Source organism: Chryseobacterium sp. RLHN22, from assembly GCF_051011795.1.
Lineage (GTDB): Bacteria > Bacteroidota > Bacteroidia > Flavobacteriales > Weeksellaceae > Chryseobacterium > Chryseobacterium zhengzhouense.
This window is the reverse complement of sequence record NZ_JBPCHW010000004.1, coordinates 164,331-181,884: the sequence shown is the minus strand read 5'-3', so window position 1 is coordinate 181,884 and position 17,554 is coordinate 164,331. Positions and strand designations below refer to the sequence as shown.

The window sequence follows — 17,554 nt, the reverse complement described above, 5'->3', positions numbered from 1 at the left end:
AGATTTAAAATTCAATATCTAAAATTGAAAACTAATGAATCAGTTTGTAAGTGATTTCGACAAAAACTCCCTGAGAAGTTGGTTTATCAGTGATTTTGCATTCAATATTCTGTTTGTAAAGATCATTTAGCAAAGCAATTCTCTCCAAAGTATTTTTCATTCCGCGACCTTTTCGGGTTTTTTGGTGTTCGGTTTTTTGTTTTTTGCTTTCTTCGATGCCGATTCCATTGTCTTCGATTGTGATTTTTAGATTTTCATACGATTTTTCGAATTTTAATTTTAAAAAACCTTTTGTTGTTCGATATCTTAAGCCGTGCCAAACTGCATTTTCGAGAAAAGGCTGTACCAACATTCCGGGAACTTTGAGGCTTTGGGTGTTTAAACTTTCATCCACTTCGATTTCATAGTCAAACTTATCAGCGAAACGTGTTTTTTCTAAAGCCAAATAATTCTGAAGCAAATCTAATTCCTGCTGAAACGGAATAAAATCTTCCGTAGAATTTTCCATCACACCACGCATGAGTTTCGAAAATTTGGTTAAATATTGATTGGCTTCCAGCTCGTTATTTGTGGCAATAAAATGATTGACAGAATTTAAGCTGTTAAAAATAAAATGTGGGTTCATCTCACGACGAAGCGACTGTAAGGCAATTTTTTTGTTTTTAATCTGAACTTTTTTGAGTGTTCTGAAAATGAAGAAAATTAAACCAATTAAAATAATTAAAGCCCCAATCAAACTGTAATTGAAAAGATTTTTCTTGCGAATGAGTTCATCTTTCAGCTTTTTTTCCTGCTCGAGCTGTTGAATTTTCTGCTCAGTATCTTCCAGAATTTTTTCATCAACGAGACTTTTATCTTTGGAAACCAAATCGGGTAATTTTCCAAGAAAATCTCTGTACAAACTGATGGATTCATTAATATTTTCGGAAACCTGATATAAGCTATCAAGTTTTCTTACGCTTTTCTGAGCTTCCAGAGTATGACCTTTCTCAAGTGCAATTCCGTAAGATTTTTTCAATAAATTAATCGCCTCTTTCGGATCATCTTTTTTGATATAAATATCTGCCAATTCCTGAATTTGTTCTACTTCTTTTTTTGAATTTTCTTTTACGAAATCCTCTTTCAGAACTTTCTTTTTTACTTCAATGGCTTTGTCGAAATTTTTATTTTCAACATACAAATCCGTCAGTTTTTGGTTGATGGCTAAAGCCTGTTGTGGAGCTTCTTCTTTTGAAATTTTATATGCTGTGTTCAGGTTTTCTTCAGCTTTCGGAATATTTTTATTTTCGATATTTACATCCGCCATTTGGCTGTAACCGGCCGCAAGATCTTCCTTATTATTTTCCTTTTCACTGATGGCAATATTACTTTGAATTGCTTCTGCTTTTTGGTTTACAGAAGGTGCTGTAACTCTTGAAGCATCATTAGAATTCATCTTTTTGCTTGCTTTCGAATAACCGATTTTCGAAGCACTTTCATAATTTGAAACGGCATCTTTTAGCTTATTCTGACTTTCCTGAGACTGAGCAAGCTTTCGGGTAACCTTCTCAAGATTCTTTTTGTCATTAAGCTTTTCGTAAATATTTTTTGATTTGATGAAATATTCTTCACTTTTCGGAAAATTTCCGATGTTGAAATAAGTTTCGCCAATATTATAATAAGAGTCGGCTTCGGCGGATTCGTTTTTAGTGTCAACTGCTTTTCTAAGTTTTGAAGATTCGGCTACAATTTCCTTTGTATCTCTGCTCTGCGAATGCAAAATATTCGCAGAAAACAAGAAAAGAATAAACGTAAAAAGCCCAATGAATTTCATAAAACAAAGATATACATATAATTGAAGTAGTAAAAACGATTCACCAAGTGAAAATTAACATTTACCAAGTTACCGAAGCCCAATCATTGACTAACTTTGAAAAAATTAAACTTATGAAATCAAAAATTTATCTCTTTATTATCTTAGTTTCCAGCATTCATCATTTTAATGCTCAGGAAAAGTCCATAGCCGAGAAACTTGTTCAGGAACAGGTTGAAGGTTATAACGCCAGAAATATTGAAGCTTTCGTAAAACCTTATGCAGAAGATGTTGAGTTGTATATGTTTCCTGATAAACTGATCAGCAAAGGCAAAGAAGCGATGAGAAAAGATTATTCTGAAATGTTTAAAAAACTCCCAGAACTTCACTGTGAAATTAAAAACAGAATTGTAAACGGCAACTTTATTATTGATCAGGAAAGCATTTCCGGAATGAGAAAAGGTGAAAAAGTCGTGGCTTCAGCAATCTATGAGATAAAGGATGGTAAAATTTCAAAGGTTTACTTTATTCCATAGTGTTTTTGAGGATAAAAACATCTAGCTGATTTTGGAGATTTTACAGATTCAATCTTTGGAAACAATCTGCCTTATCAATAAAAATCTGAGTGATTAATTTGAATAAAATTATAATGATAGGTAAGGCAATTCTTTTTAGAGTTGTCTTTTTTTTGTGCTTACCAAGTGAAGATTGATCTTCACCAAGTTTCCCGGATTTTACCTCCATGATAAAATTAAGTTTGCAGTCTAATTTAAACTTAATTCTCATGAAAAATTTATCTTTTTTAGCGGCTGCTGTGTTATTATTTTCTGCTTCTCAGATTAGTGCTCAAACCAAATTGATCTCCTATAAAAGTCATAGCGGAGATATGAAATACTTTGAAAAAAGTATTGTAGAAAATTCTTATAATACCAATTATTCTAATCTTGGGATGAAACCAGAAAGGTATGTAACCAACTCAAAATTGGACAGTGTGATTATCATTGACGATGAGAAAAGTGTGATTGTAACTTCGAATGTTTGTAAAAACACAATTCTTAATATTACTGAAAAATGGAAACCCGGAAGAGATACCGTTTATAATCATCAGGTTTTTTCTGATAAAAACATAGAAAGTATGAAAAAAACGCTTAAAGAAACGTACAATTTTCAAAACGACATCGACAGTACCGTTTTTCTAAAATATGACAAAAAAACCAAAGCATATAAACCTATTTCCACAAAAAGAAAAATCAAAACTGCTGAAGTGAAAAGTTCTACATCAATAGAAGAACTGATGTATCTTTTTGTACTGACAATTGCTGTTTTTGCTTCTCTATTTATTTACAGAAAAAATCGCTAAAAAAATTTCCGTGGAATCTAAATCAATGTTTTTCAGAAGGATTGCTGTTTTTTTCGGTGTCTTTTTTATTCAGTTATTCTGTTTTTTCCTTTGAGTTTCCTGAATGATTTTCAACTGAAAATTACGCATTTCCTATTTGGAGATTTCACTCAATGTATTTTGGAAAATCTATTTAATAAAAAAAACACCAGATTAGATTATAGTTCGGATAGTTATTCGATGTTGGTTTTAATCATCATCTTATTATTTTCTTCGTTAATTTTCTGTTTCATCATTAATCAAAAATGGACTAAAAATTTTTTAACAGTAACAGAATATGTTTGTGTCTCTTATATTTTTATTATTCTGATTAAATACGGTTTGGATAAAATTTTTCAAGCTCAGTTTCCCGCACCTGAACCGAATATTCTTTTTACAAGATTTGGAAATTTAGATAAGGATATTTTATTTTGGAGTACAATTGGAACTTCTAAAATGTACAACATTATTAAAGGTTCAATTGAGATTTTTTCAGGAGTTCTGTTGCTATTTAAACGGTCTCGGTTTTTAGGATTATTAATAGCAATGATTTGTTTTAGTCAAATATTAATCATCAATATCAGTTTTGATATTTCTGTGAAATTCTTTTCAGTGATTTTACTTTTGATGAATATTTTTCTGCTAAGAAAAAACGGATGGGAATTCATTTTGAAAATTTTAAGTATTCCAAACAAAAACTATTTTGACAAAAAATCATTTCTGCCTTATAAAACTTTCTTTAAAATTTTAATTATCGGAATTGTATTGGTGAAAATAGGAACACCGTATTTAAATAATGAAAAAGAAAATAATCAAATAAAATTTACAGGTGTTTATGAAGTGACTTCCTCAAAAAATCCGTATCAATATGTATTTTTTCACAAAGATCAATATTTGATTTTCATGGAAAAATCTTCGGAAAAGATGACTGCATTTCATTATGATGTTTCTTTTGATAACCTAATCATCCTCGAAGATTACAAAAGTCATATCTCAAAGCATTTATTAATAAAAAATGAAGACAATTCTATTGCTCTTACTTTTAAGAATCAGACCATTCATGCAAAACCCATTCAATATCAAAAAATGAATGCATTGCAGGATACGTTTCATTTTTTTGTTGATTGAACTTTATTTACCAAGTGAAAACCCTTTTTTACCAAGTTTTCAAAAACCCAGTTTCTAAGTGCAGTAATTTTACTTTAGAAATTTAAAATAAACAATTATGAAACTGAAACACCTTTTATTAGTAGGAATTTTTGCAGCAGCGAGCGTAGTGAATGCGCAGGAAATTAAAAAAAATGCAATTGAAGTAACGGGAGTTGCCGAAATGGAAGTAGAACCGGACGAAATCATTTTCAACATCGGAATAAAAGCCGACAATAAAAATCAATTGGCAGACAGCGAAAAACTTTTATTTGAAACCCTGAAAAATAACGGCGTAAAAAATGAAGACATCAAATTCAAATCGATGTATCAGAATTTGTATTCTAAAACAACAAAGTTTACCAAGAGTTTTCAGTTTAAAGTCAATGCAAAAACCAATGTGAGTAAGCTTTTTGAAGAACTCAATCAGAAGTGGGTAAGCAATCTGAATATCGCTGAAATTAAAAACACAAAAATTGCAGATTTCAGAAAAACGGTAAAAATAAATGCACTAAAAGCAGCGAAAGAAAAAGCAGATTATCTTTTGGGAAGCATCAACAAAAAAACAGGAGATGCGATGGAAATCACAGAAATTGAAGATTATATGAGTGATTCTGTTCTTCCCGTTGCGTACAGAAGCAAAATGGCCAATGTACAACTGGAAGCAGCCGATCAAAGCATCGATTATTCTTTCGATAATATCGAAAATATCAAGCTGAAATACAGCATCAAAACAAAATACGAGATTCTTTAATGCTGCCTAAATTTTTACCGCAAAAGAGTCAAAAGAAATTATTGAAAAAGAGATTTCAAAAGTTGACAAAATGTAGAAACTCCATTTGCAAATGATTTTGTAAACTTTTGAACAGCTAAAACCGAATTAATCTTTTGTAACTTTTGCGGTAAAACCACATACATCGACAGTCAGAAATGGCTGTCTTTTTTTTATTTCAAAAACTTCCACCAAGTGAAAACCTCAGTTTACCAAGTCTTCAAAATCCCGTTTTAAAATCAGGGTAATTTTACTGTAGAACTTTAAATAATAAACAATGCGACACTACATTTTAATCCTTATTTTTTCGCTTTCGTTTTTTAAATCTCAGGAAATTAAAAAAGAAATCGATGTGAAACAGGCCACTGTATTTCTGCAGGGAGCCAAAGTTTTCGGAAGCACGAATGTAAATCTCCAAAAAGGAAGAAACACTGTAAAAATCATCAATCTTCCGAATGATGTGGATGAAAATACCTATAAAATCAATCTTGAAAAAAATACAACGCTTTTATCCATCACCCCACAAAACAATTTTTTGAAAAATGATGAAATGACCGATGGAGAAAAGAAACTGGATGATGAAAGAAAAAAATTTCAGAGACAGGTGAATTTATTAAATATTCAGATTAAAAATCTGACGGGCGAACAAAATATCATTAATGATAATCTTAAAGTTTCAACCAACGATAAATCGACTCCGCAGGAACAGCTTATTAAATTGACAGAATTTTACAGAAAAAGAATGCTTGAAATCGACAATCAGGTTTTTCTTCTCAACGAACAAAAATCTGTTCTAGATGAAAGTATTACTAAAATCAACAAACAATTCTCTGAAGAACAAACCAACAAAAACAACAACAGAAAAGAGCTGATTCTTGAAATTCTTGCCGATAACGAAATGAATCTGAATCTTGGAGTGAGCTATATTGTTTCCAATGCAGGCTGGGTTCCTTCTTATGATTTGAGAGCACAGTCGACGAAAAAACCTTTAGAAATTGTTTATAAAGGAAAAATCTACCAAAAAACCGGACAAGACTGGAACAATATCAAACTTTTTGTTTCCACTTACAGACCTTCTTATAATCAAAACCGTCCGATTTTATCACCACTTTACGTTGCAGAATATACCGCTTACAATAATGAAGATGTGAAAGTTGGATATATGCAAAAAGCAAAAGCTGAAATATCTAATTCTTATCAGATGAGAGCAGAAGTTGCAGCACAAAGTCAGATTCCTGTGGCAACGGTTTCGGATAATCAGATGAATGTTTTGTATGAACTGAATTATAATCAAACCATTGTGAGCCAGGAAAAAGAGCAATATGTGATTTTAGATAAGAAAAATGTAGAATCTACTTATAAATATCACACGGTTCCGAAGCTTAACAATCAGGTTTTCTTAATGGCTATTGTGAAAAACTGGCAAAATTTAAATCTAATTTCAGGCGAAGCGAATATTTATTTTGAAGATAATTATATCGGAAAAACCAATATTACAAGCAATTATGTAAAAGACGAATTCCCGATTTCACTTGGCATTGATGAAAGAATTGTGGTAAAACGCATTAAAATAGAAGATAAAACCGCTCAAAAATCACTCAGTTCCAATAAACTGGAAACAGAATCTTACGAAATATCCATCAGAAATAATACGAAAGAAAATATCGAACTGGAAATTTTAGACCAGATTCCGTTAAGTGAAAACCAGAAAATCACAGTTAAAACATTAAATATTGGTAACGGAGAATACGATGATAAAACCGGAAGCATTCTTTGGAACAGAAAAATTTCCAGCGGAGCATCAGAAAAAATCAACTTCTCTTATGAACTGAAATATCCGAAAGAAATGCAGATTCAGTATTACAGTAGGTAGTTTCGGGATTCGGGATGCGAGGTTCGGGTTTTCAAGATTCAAGATTCAAGATTAAAGATTAAAGATTAAAGATTCAATATTTAAAATTAAGTGATAACACGAATCTCGCAACACGTAACTCGTAACTCGTAACTCGTAACTCGTAACTCATAACAAAAAATAAAATCATTAAAACAAAACAATATGAACACTTTAAAATTAATTACAGTTAGCTTAAGTATCGCAGCATTTTTAAGCGCAGAAAAAACATCAGGAATTAGTTGCAGTAAAAGTCCGGATGATAGACGGGTTCTTGAAAGCAATGTTTCTGAAAAACCGATGGAAGTTTCAAAAGATAATAAAATCCAAGTTGCGTTGCTTTTGGATACTTCCAACAGTATGGACGGATTGATCGATCAGGCAAAATCAAGACTCTGGAATATCGTTAATACCTTGACCACTTTAAAGTATAACGGGAAAGCACCACAAGTGGAAATTGCACTTTACGAATACGGAAATGACGGATTGCAGGACGAAAATTATATCAGACAGGTTACTCCACTTACGCAGGATCTCGATTTGGTTTCGGAAAAATTATTCGCTTTAAAAACCAATGGCGGAAATGAATATTGCGGAGCAGCCATTCGTGATGCATCAACAAACCTGAAATGGGATGGAAACGAAAAAAGCATGAAGCTGATTTATATTGCGGGAAACGAACCGTTTGATCAGGGAAGAATCAGCTATAAAGATGTGATTTCTAAGGCTAAAACCAAAAATATTTACACCAACACCATTTTCTGCGGAAGCCGTGAAGAAGGTATTCAGTCACATTGGCAAAACGGAGCGACCTTAGGAGACGGAAAATTCTTTAATATCGACAGCGACCAAAAAGTAATTTATATTGAAACGCCTTATGATATCAAGATTTCACAGTACAATTCTCAATTAAATGACACTTACATTTCTTATGGAAGTCGTGGTTCTGAAATGAAAAACAAACAAACCGTTCAGGATATTAATGCAGAATCTTTATCAGCGTCAAATGCTGTGGAAAGAGCAGTGAGCAAATCAAAGAAAAATGCTTACAAAAATGATCATTGGGATTTGGTTGACCGTGCTGAAAAAGATAAAGCCTACATTTCATCAATGAAAGAGGAAGAATTGCCTTCAGAATTAAAAGGAAAAAGCAAAGCCGAAATCACCAAAATTGTGGCTCAAAAATCTGCAGTCCGGGAAAAAATTCAGAAAGAAATTGAAGTTTTAGCCAAAAAACGTCAGGAATTCATTGATGCTGAAACCAAAAAACGTGGAAATTCTGATGCCGATGATTTAGGAAAAGCCATTGAAAAATCGATTGCGGAGATTGCGAAGAAAAATGGATACGGGTTTTAATTTGAAATTTGAAATTTGAAGTTTGAGATTTGAAATTCAAGATTTAAGATTTATGATTCAAAATTTTTAGTCCTGAAAGGACGGTCTTTTACAGGATAGGATGAAGTCCTATCAATAATAAATAAAGGAATTGGTCTCAAACATCAATTCCATACATGATTAAAATCTTCGGATTGATGTGGATGTTAGTATTGTTTATTTTGTTTCGGGCTCGTCTTCGCCGACCCCGAAACTTTTCAATTTGTATTTTTAAAAAATAAAATTCAAATCATCTACCAAATTTAAAATATTCCGAAAGTTTATGTTCTTCATTTTTCATAAATGCTGAAGCCATCTCCATTCCGGTAACCGAAAAAGTTATTCCATTTCCGCCAAAACCTAAAACAAAATAAGAGTTTTTAAAATTCTCGTGAGTTCCGATGTACGGAAGTCCGTCTTTTGTTTCCCCGAAAGTTCCTGCCCAGACAAAATCGGTGTAAAAATGATAATCGGGCTGTATTCGTTTTAAATGTCGGCGAATTTCTTTTTCCTTTTTATCTAAAATAGCATCACGTTGTTCAGCATCGTAAAAATCTTCATCTCCACCGCCGATCAAAAGTCTTTCATCATCGGTAGAACGCATATAAATATAAGGTTTATCAGTATTCCAGACGAGTGTATGTTCTATATTTTTAAACTTTTCTTTATCGATTTCAGACACAATTGCATAGGTACTTTTAAGGTTGACAAAATTTTCTTTGATCATCATTTTACTTTCGTATCCTACACAGTAAATAATTTTTTTCGCTTTAATACTAAAACCATTGGTCGCTAAAGCCAGGTTGTAGTCACGTAAATATTTCACAGACTTCATTTCGGTTTTATCAAAAACTTTTAAACCTTTAGCAACATTAAACCTCAACAATTCATGAGCAAATTTAAAAGCATCAATACTTGCACCCTGTTTTGATAAAATTCCGCCATAGGTATTCTGAAAACTGAATCTTTCCTCAATATCTTCAGTTCCAAGCCAAGCTACGTCAAAACCTGCTTTCTTTCTCGCTTCATACTCTTTTTCAAGCCAGATGGCATCTTTCTTTTTTGAAGCAAAATAAAGTGATTGCTTTCTCTTAAAACCTGAACGGGATTTAATTTCTTTTGTTAGTTTTGAAATCGTATCAATTGATTTTGAACACGCTTTATAGCTTTCTACTGCACCTTTTTCACCAATGAGCTCAATTAATTCATAAAGCGGAACATCAATTTCGTATTGCAGCATTGAGGTTGTTGCAGAAGTACTTCCGTTGCAGACTTCCCTTTTATCAATTAAAATTGTTTGGTATCCGTCTTTTATCATTTGATGGGCAATTAAACTTCCGGTAATCCCGCCACCGATGATGAGAACGTCACATTCTTCATCATTTTTAAGGGACGGATAGGAAGCAACCAGCCCATTTTTCAAAAGCCAGAAAGGTTCGTTAGATTTCAGGTCCATAGAAATTATTTTTCAAAATCTTATCAAGAATTGCGCCTTTAGTACTACAATTATACATTTATGGTTTAATTATTGATAAATTAATTTCACCAAAATCATTTAAAATATAAATTATGATAACGATTATTAATGACGCTCCTGAAAATGTAGCGGCATTCAATGCAACAGGTGATGTGACAAAGGAAGATTTTGAAAATCTTGTAATTCCCTATGTTAAAAGTAAAATAGAACAGTTTAATGAATTGAATTACTTATTGTATCTCGATACAGATTTGAGTAATTTTACAATGGGAGCATGGCTTCAGGATGTTTTTTTAGGGATAAAGAATCTCACCAAATGGAACCGCTGTGCTATTGTAACCGATAAAGAAGGAGTTCAGCATTTCACTGATATTTTCAGTGTATTAATGCCCGGAGAATTTAAATCTTTTCCAAAAGAAAATCTTGATAATGCTTTGTACTGGTGCGAAAACGGTAACGAAGTTGAAAGTTAGTTAGCAAAAAAAAGAGAAGCAACTGCTTCTCTTTTTTTATTTATCACACGGAATGCACTCTACAGAAACATCTTTTTGCGAAGTTTGTACTGAACGGTAGAGATACATATACCGAATGCTTATTATTAATCCAATTAACGTCATAAAAACACCGACTAATGACGGATAATTGTATGAAAATCCGCTTTCCAAAGGAATTCCTCCCAAAAATGCTCCCATTGCATTGGCAATATTAAATGCAGCCTGCATAAAAGCTGCCGCCATCATTTCGCTTTTCGGAGCTGCCTTCATCATCATAATATTAATTGGGGCTGCAACAGACATTGATAATGCGCCGCAGATAAACGTTAATCCTAAAGAAATATATTGATATTCTGACAGGAAAAATACGCCAGCCAAAGAAACCAACATTAGGGTAAGCAATAAAATACAGGTTTTTTCCGGACTTAATCGGTCTGACAAGTATCCGCCGACAAGATTCCCGACTACCATTCCCGCACCGGCAAGAATCATTACATACGCCATGTTACTTTCTGCAATTCCTGATACAACTGTCATTAAAGGTGTGATATAACTAAACCAAGTGAAAAGTCCCCCAAAACCGATTGCCGTAATCGCCAAAACCAACAGTGCCTGTTTTCTTTTTAAAAATTTAATTTCTTCTTTAAAGCGGGTATCCTGATTCGCTTCCATTTGCGGAAGCCAAAGTTTTAAGAATAATAAGGCAAGCAACCCTATTGCTGCAACAATTGCGAAGTACCATCGCCAGTGAAATTCATGACCGATATAAGTTACTAATGGAACCATAGCAAGATTAGCAACAGTCAATCCCGTAAACATCAAGGAGATATAAAATGCTGCTTTGCCTTTTGCCGCCATTCTCGTTGCCACGACCGTTCCTACTCCGAAGAAAGCTCCATGCGGAAGTCCTGAAAGAAAACGGATTATCATCATCGACGTATAATCGGGCATTATTGCTGAAAGTGCATTAAATAATGTGAATATCACCATCAATACCATCAACACTTTTTTTGGTGGAAATTTAACCGAATATCCAATTAAAATCGGTGCTCCCACAACGACTCCAAAAGCATAAGCCGAAATCAGATGTCCCGCTTCAGGAATACTGATTTGTAAACTTCTCGCTAAATCAGGAAGCAATCCCATAATGGTAAATTCTGTTGTTCCGATTCCCAAACCACCGATAGCCAGGGGAATTATTCTCTTATCAATCTGCATTATTTCTTAATTTATAAAAATCCTTTGCTGCAACTTTCATTGCTTCACTTGAAGTTGCAAAATTCGGTTTTAAAATTCAGCTGAACTTTAACAAAAATGACATAAATTTGCTCTCTATTAACTTTTTTAATTCAATTTAAACAAAATATTAATCAAAATAGAACAATGAAAATACAGAAAGAACTCATTCAGTTTGAAGAAGGCAAGTCTTTTAAGCTTTTTTCACCTTCATTAAAAGACTGTTTTTTCTGGCATTATCACCCTGAAATAGAGCTTGTGTATGTAGAAGCCTGCAAAGGAATCCGTCATGTCGGCAAAAATATTTCTGATTTTAAAGACAGCGAACTTTTATTGATTGGTTCAAATGTTCCGCACCTTAATTTTGATTATAAAATTCAGACAGAATGCAGGCAACTGGTTTTACAGATGAGGGAAAACTTTCTCCAGGAGCTTATTTTTCCAATTCCGGAATTTGATAATATTAAAAAGTTGTTGGAGCGCTCTTATCTCGGACTGTCTTTTTCAGGAGAAACAAAAGCTATTGTTGTAGAAAAACTTCATCAGATTAAAAATGAAAATTCGTTCAACTCCTTTATGGGTTTAATTGAGATTTTGCAGATTCTTGCAGGCTCAAATGAAATTAAAGAACTTAATTCTGAAGACACCAGAATAAAGTGGTTTTTGAATGATAAAATCAGAATGGGAACCATTTATGATTATATTCATGAAAATTATGATAAAAGTCCGAATGTAAATATTATTGCTGAAAATGTAAATTTGAGTACACCTGCTTTTTGTCGATATTTTAAAAAGCAAACGAATATGACTTTTACAGATTTTGTGAATAATTACAGACTTAATCAGGCAAAATTATTGCTTCTTCAAAATGAATGCGTGACGGATGTTTGCTTTCAAGTAGGTTTTGAAAGTCTTTCTTACTTCAACAAATTATTTAAAAAATATATTGGTGAAACACCTTCTGCTTTTAAGAAAAAACATTTGAGTAAGGTTGAATAATTTATTTTTTTCGCAGATTTAGCAGATTACGCAGATTTTCTTTGATTTTAAAATATAACGCAAACATCTGCGTAATCTGTAAAATCTGCGAGATATTTATATACTTTATTTATTAACCGAGATTGCTTCATCGAGTCTCTATCTGCCATGACACAAAAAAATCGCTCCAAAAAATTTGAAGCGATCTATATTTTAGTGAATATGTTTTTCTGCGTGATAAGAACTTCTTACCAAAGGCGAGCTTTCAACGTGTCGGAAACCTAAGCTTCTTGCAAAATCCCCAAATTCATCAAACTCTTCAGGAGTAATAAATTTCTTTACAGGAAGATGTTTTTTCGTCGGCTGTAAATATTGGCCTAAAGTAATTACATCAACATTGGCGTTTCTAATGTCTTCAATAGTCTGAAAAACTTCATGTTTTTCTTCACCTAAACCAAGCATTACACCAGTTTTTGTTCTTCTTTGTCCTGCCTCTTTAAGATATCTCAAAACTTCAAGGCTTCTTTCATATTTTGCCTGAATTCTCACTTCTCTCGTTAAACGTTTTACCGTTTCCATATTGTGAGAAATTACTTCCGGAGCTACATCAACTAATCTGTCAAGGTGTTTTGTTATTCCCTGGAAATCCGGAATTAGCGTTTCCATTGTTGTTCCCGGAGAAATTCTTCTTACCGCATTTACAGTTTCACCCCAAAGAATAGAACCCATATCTTTTAAATCATCGCGGTCAACAGAAGTTAAAACAGCATGTTTGATTTTCATTAATTTAATCGAACGTGCTACTTTTTCCGGTTCATCCCAATTCACATCCATTGGTTTTCCGGTTTTTACACCACAAAATCCACAGCTTCTTGTACAGATATTTCCTAAAATCATGAAAGTTGCTGTTCCTTCTCCCCAACATTCACCCATATTCGGGCAGCTTCCGCTTTGGCAAATTGTATTTAATTTATATTTATCAACCAAAGATCTCAATTCTCTGTAGTTCTTTCCGGTAGGAAGTTTTACACGAATCCATTTTGGTTTCTGAACGGTAGTATCCTGAACTAAATTCTCCATTTATTTCTAAAATTGACTTCAAAGTTAGTGAATTTTTTATCGAAACAATCAAAGACACAGATTGATGAAACGTATAATTTTGTATTTTTAAATACCATTTTAAAATTTTATGAAAAACACATTTTGCTTTCTATCAATTATTTTCAGCATATTATGTTTTGGTCAGAAAGAATTTCAACCTAAAAACTCTACTATTAACAAAACTGCTGATGGTGATTTAGACGGAGATAAAATTCCCGAAAAAGTAATTGTTTATGACATTCATACTAATGATGATTCGGGAGATATTCGTGAAATTCAGGTTTTGAAGAAAGTTAATAATAAATGGAAAATTTTAGAAAAATCAAGAAATGCAATTTTGGGAAGTGAAGATGGCGGAGTTATGGGTGATCCTTTTCTGTATTGTAAAATCGAAAAAGGCATTTTAATTATAAACCATTACGGTGGGAGCAGCTGGAAATGGGGTTTTACAGACAAATATAGATTTCAAAACGGGAATTTTGAATTAATTGGACACTTTTCAGAAGGTGGAAGACCGGGAGATTATTGGGTAACGACAGACTTTAATCTATCAACCGGAAAGATTGTTTATAAAAAGGAAGTTCAAAACACAACTATTCCCGAAAATGGAAGGTCTGAAAATGAAACTTACATTAAAAAAGGAGTAAAAATTAGTCTAAAAAATAGAAATGCAACCAATTCAAAACTTAAATTTAAGCTTCCAAAAACAAAAAAAGAGGTTTACATTTAGATATTATCTTCAAACTCATTATTCTTCAACAACTCAGCTAAAACTTTTTTAGCACGCATCACACGAACTTTCGTATTCGCAACTGAGATTCCCAATTCTTCAGCAATTTCCTTAATGCTTTTTTCCTCGAAAAATCTCAATCGGATAATATCCTGATAATTGGCATCTAAAGATTCAATGGTTTTTATGATTTTCTTTTGCTCTTCTTCAGAAATCATCAGTTCTTCTGGAGATTTTGCAAACTGATTTTTTACTTCGTCCAAGTTTTCCGTCGGATCTTGGTTTTCCCTTGATTTTCTTCGCCAAAAATCAATAATTGTATTTTGAGCAATCGTTAAAATCCATGTTTTAAACTGAAAATGCGGGTCATACATATCCAGTTTAGACAAAACCTTTGAAAAAACATTCACCGTGATTTCGTCCGCATCATTTTCGTCACGAACTTTTTTCATCACAAAAGAGAAAACATCCACCCAAAAAACATTGATGAGTTTTGTCTGTGCTTTCTGGTCTTTTTCCTTTGCATTTTGGATAAGAGGAAATAATAGCTCGTCTTTCATTATTAACAAATATAATAATAATTGCGGGAAGTTGGAAGATGGATGCTGGAAGTTTACAACTTTGAAAATAAACTATGACCGAATAATCTTGGATCTCGAACTTTGAATTTTGAATTTTAAACTCGAAACCGCAACTCGCAACCCGATTCAGAACTCGCACGAAATTATTATCTTTGCACCTTAAATTTTAAACTGAAAAAAATAATGAATTCCTTTATTGAAGAATTAAAATGGCGCGGTCTTTTTGCAGATATGATGCCCGGAACAGACGAACAACTGAATAAGGAAATGACAACTGCCTATATCGGTTTCGATCCTACCGCAGATTCTTTGCACATTGGTAGTCTTATTCAGATTAAAATTTTAGCTCATTTTCAGCAGCACGGTCACAAACCCATCGCTTTGGTGGGAGGTGCAACAGGGATGATTGGTGATCCTTCAGGAAAATCTGCAGAAAGAAATCTTTTGGATGAAGCAACACTTTTGCATTATGTTGATTGCCTGAAAAATCAGCTTTCCAGATTTTTGGATTTTTCAGGAAGTGGAGAAAATAAAGCTGAATTGGTAAACAATTACGACTGGATGAAAAATATTTCTTTCCTTGATTTTGCAAAAAATGTCGGGAAAAATATCACTGTAAATTATATGATGGCGAAAGATTCGGTGAAGAAAAGATTCTCAGGAGAATCAGGAGCTGATGGAATGAGTTTTACAGAGTTCACTTACCAGTTGATTCAGGGTTATGACTTTTTACATTTATACCAAAATAACAATGTAAAACTTCAGATGGGTGGTTCCGATCAATGGGGAAATATCACAACGGGTACAGAACTAATTCGTAGAAAAGCGCAGGGAGAAGCTTTTGCATTAACCGTTCCGTTGATTACAAAAGCAGACGGTTCAAAATTTGGAAAATCTGAAAGCGGAGAAAATTACTGGTTAGACAAAAAGAAAACTTCACCTTATAAATTCTATCAATTCTGGTTGAATGCAACCGATGATGATGCTGAAAGATTTATTAAATTCTATACTTTCTTAGGAAAAGAAGAAATTGAAGCATTAATTGAAGATCACAAAACTGCTCCACACGAAAGAAAACTTCAGAAAAAACTGGCTGAAGAAGTTACGGTTTGGGTTCATGGAAAAGAAGAATATGAAAAAGCGTTGAAGGCTTCTGAAATTTTATTCGGTCGTTCTACCGCAGAAGATTTGGTAAGCCTTGATGAAGAAACTTTCCTTGATATTTTTGACGGAGTTCCGCAGAAAGAAGTTGCAAAAGCAGATGTTTTAGGAATTAATATCGTTGATTTACTTTCAGAAAAATCAGGATTTCTAAAGTCTAAAAGTGAGGCAACAAGAGAATTGAAAGGAAATGCAATCTCAGTAAACAAAGAAAAAGTAAACGAAGTTTATACCGCAAACGAAAGCGATTTGATTGACGGTAAATTCTTACTATTACAAAAAGGAAAGAAAAATTATTTTATTGTAAAAGCAATTTAATCTTAAATATATAAAGAATCCGATTCATTTTTTGAATTGGATTCTTTATATATCCATGTGATAATTTTTTAGAATGTATAGCTTGTTGAAGCTGATAAAACCTGACCGCTTGTGACGCTTTCTTTTTTAAGCTCACCGTCTACAAAGATCTGAACTTTTAAAGTTGAAGTAGCATCAACTCCTGTTGCATTAACCACAATATTAGAATTGTAAACTACGCCCTCCGTGTTGATTTCAGGGCTACTCCAAGTCGCTCCGCTTAAACCGTTTACCGTAATAGGATTTCCGTCGATACCATAAACAGCTTTAGTGATATTAACTCCCGACGATGCTTCTGCTTTGAAAACTATTTTTTTTCTCTTAACATCTTCAGAAGTATCATCATTATCTTTGCGACAAGATTCAACAAAACTTAAAACCATAACCGTAATTACAGCAACAAATAATCCTTTAAACAGCTGATTTAATTTTATTTTTTTCATAATTTATTTTTGTTAATCTCATCCGGAATCTCTTCACTGAGCATCCGCAGGAATATGATAGACTAGAATTCTGTCAATCGTCAAATTTAAAAAAAATATTCTACCTTGTTTCAGGTATTTTCCAATTCATTCAGCAATAAAAAAAATCCGACTCGAGATTGAGCCGGATTTCTTTTCATCATCAGTTTAATTTTTAGAATGTATATGCTGCAGATGCCGACAAATATTGTCCGCTTGAAGTACCTTCTTTTTTAAGTTCGCCGTCTACCCAGATCTGAACCTTCAAAGTAGATGAAGCACTTGCTCCGATAGCGTTTACTGCCACATTTGCACTCATTGCTCCGGCTTCAGAAGTAATTTCCGGGCTTGACCATGTGGTACCGCTTAAGCTTGTTGCAGTGGTAGGGTTTCCGTCGATTCCATAAACAGCAATCTCAATATTACTTCCAGCAGATGCTTCCGCTTTGAAAACCACTTTGTGACTTTTTTTTGTTCCCGGAACATTGTCATCGTCATCATTGCTACATGATGTTACAAAGCCAAAAATCAATGCTGCCATCACCACTACAAATGATCCTTTCAAAACGTTTTTCAATTTCATTTTTTTCATAATTTCTCTTGTTAAATATTACTGTTATTTTAG

The 17,554-nt window shown here is 33.1% G+C and carries 17 protein-coding genes; 10 read left to right on the top strand and 7 right to left on the bottom strand.

The features are described 5' to 3' along the window. Positions 1-31 precede the first annotated feature (31 nt). On the bottom strand, positions 32-1,813 hold the full coding sequence (locus tag ACR1PN_RS06140) for a histidine kinase (protein WP_433979289.1): 1,782 nt from the start codon (positions 1,811-1,813) through the stop codon (positions 32-34). 113 nt (positions 1,814-1,926) lie between these two features. Here ACR1PN_RS06140 and ACR1PN_RS06135 point away from each other — a divergent pair, with 113 nt between their 5' ends. From ACR1PN_RS06135 to ACR1PN_RS06110, 6 genes are all read left to right on the top strand, one after another. Beyond that, positions 1,927-2,328, top strand: a complete 402-nt coding sequence (locus ACR1PN_RS06135) for a nuclear transport factor 2 family protein (RefSeq protein ID WP_433979288.1) — start codon at positions 1,927-1,929, stop codon at positions 2,326-2,328. A 248-nt stretch (positions 2,329-2,576) separates the two neighbouring features. Next, entirely contained in the window at positions 2,577-3,152 is a 576-nt protein-coding gene (locus ACR1PN_RS06130) for a hypothetical protein (protein WP_433979287.1), read from the top strand. 159 nt (positions 3,153-3,311) lie between these two features. Beyond that, positions 3,312-4,298, top strand: coding sequence for a hypothetical protein (locus ACR1PN_RS06125; protein ID WP_433979286.1), 987 nt, complete (start codon positions 3,312-3,314; stop codon positions 4,296-4,298). A 97-nt stretch (positions 4,299-4,395) separates the two neighbouring features. Then, on the top strand, positions 4,396-5,070 hold the full coding sequence (locus ACR1PN_RS06120; RefSeq protein ID WP_433979285.1) for an SIMPL domain-containing protein: 675 nt from the start codon (positions 4,396-4,398) through the stop codon (positions 5,068-5,070). A gap of 295 nt (positions 5,071-5,365) precedes the next feature. Further along, positions 5,366-6,961, top strand: coding sequence for a DUF4139 domain-containing protein (locus ACR1PN_RS06115; protein WP_433979284.1), 1,596 nt, complete (start codon positions 5,366-5,368; stop codon positions 6,959-6,961). Between the two features lie 183 nt (positions 6,962-7,144). Continuing rightward, positions 7,145-8,335, top strand: a complete 1,191-nt coding sequence (locus tag ACR1PN_RS06110) for a VWA domain-containing protein (RefSeq protein ID WP_433979283.1) — start codon at positions 7,145-7,147, stop codon at positions 8,333-8,335. A gap of 268 nt (positions 8,336-8,603) precedes the next feature. Here the strand turns inward: ACR1PN_RS06110 and ACR1PN_RS06105 are convergent, their stop codons facing one another. Next, positions 8,604-9,809, bottom strand: a complete 1,206-nt coding sequence (locus ACR1PN_RS06105; RefSeq protein WP_433979282.1) for an NAD(P)/FAD-dependent oxidoreductase — start codon at positions 9,807-9,809, stop codon at positions 8,604-8,606. 113 nt (positions 9,810-9,922) lie between these two features. Here ACR1PN_RS06105 and ACR1PN_RS06100 point away from each other — a divergent pair, with 113 nt between their 5' ends. Beyond that, complete coding sequence (locus ACR1PN_RS06100; RefSeq protein WP_433979281.1) at positions 9,923-10,303, top strand: STAS/SEC14 domain-containing protein; 381 nt, start codon at positions 9,923-9,925, stop codon at positions 10,301-10,303. A 36-nt stretch (positions 10,304-10,339) separates the two neighbouring features. Here ACR1PN_RS06100 and ACR1PN_RS06095 read toward each other — a convergent pair whose 3' ends face one another. After that, entirely contained in the window at positions 10,340-11,542 is a 1,203-nt protein-coding gene (locus ACR1PN_RS06095; RefSeq protein WP_433979280.1) for an MFS transporter, read from the bottom strand. 165 nt (positions 11,543-11,707) lie between these two features. Here ACR1PN_RS06095 and ACR1PN_RS06090 point away from each other — a divergent pair, with 165 nt between their 5' ends. After that, positions 11,708-12,559 carry an AraC family transcriptional regulator gene (locus ACR1PN_RS06090; RefSeq protein WP_378174807.1) on the top strand — a complete coding sequence of 284 codons (852 nt, stop codon included), beginning with the start codon at positions 11,708-11,710 and terminating at the stop codon, positions 12,557-12,559. A 192-nt stretch (positions 12,560-12,751) separates the two neighbouring features. Here ACR1PN_RS06090 and lipA read toward each other — a convergent pair whose 3' ends face one another. Next, positions 12,752-13,618 carry a lipoyl synthase gene (gene lipA, locus ACR1PN_RS06085; protein WP_378174810.1) on the bottom strand — a complete coding sequence of 289 codons (867 nt, stop codon included), beginning with the start codon at positions 13,616-13,618 and terminating at the stop codon, positions 12,752-12,754. A gap of 109 nt (positions 13,619-13,727) precedes the next feature. Here lipA and ACR1PN_RS06080 point away from each other — a divergent pair, with 109 nt between their 5' ends. After that, entirely contained in the window at positions 13,728-14,369 is a 642-nt protein-coding gene (locus tag ACR1PN_RS06080; RefSeq protein ID WP_433979279.1) for a hypothetical protein, read from the top strand. Here the strand turns inward: ACR1PN_RS06080 and ACR1PN_RS06075 are convergent. Then, positions 14,366-14,929, bottom strand: coding sequence for an RNA polymerase sigma factor (locus tag ACR1PN_RS06075; RefSeq protein ID WP_433979278.1), 564 nt, complete (start codon positions 14,927-14,929; stop codon positions 14,366-14,368). The two genes, ACR1PN_RS06080 and ACR1PN_RS06075, sit on opposite strands and share 4 nt — an antisense overlap. 204 nt (positions 14,930-15,133) lie before the next feature. On the opposite strand from ACR1PN_RS06075, the gene tyrS reads away from it, so the two are divergent. Further along, positions 15,134-16,429 (top strand): tyrosine--tRNA ligase, encoded by a 1,296-nt coding sequence (gene tyrS / locus ACR1PN_RS06070; RefSeq protein WP_433979277.1) that lies wholly within the window; start codon positions 15,134-15,136, stop codon positions 16,427-16,429. Between the two features lie 68 nt (positions 16,430-16,497). On the opposite strand, the gene ACR1PN_RS06065 is transcribed toward tyrS, so the two are convergent. Next, the gene (locus ACR1PN_RS06065; RefSeq protein WP_433979276.1) at positions 16,498-16,911 is read right to left on the bottom strand and encodes a hypothetical protein; all 414 of its coding nucleotides are present in this window, start codon (positions 16,909-16,911) and stop codon (positions 16,498-16,500) included. Between the two features lie 193 nt (positions 16,912-17,104). Next, positions 17,105-17,512 (bottom strand): hypothetical protein, encoded by a 408-nt coding sequence (locus ACR1PN_RS06060; RefSeq protein WP_378174825.1) that lies wholly within the window; start codon positions 17,510-17,512, stop codon positions 17,105-17,107. Positions 17,513-17,554: the final 42 nt, after the last annotated feature.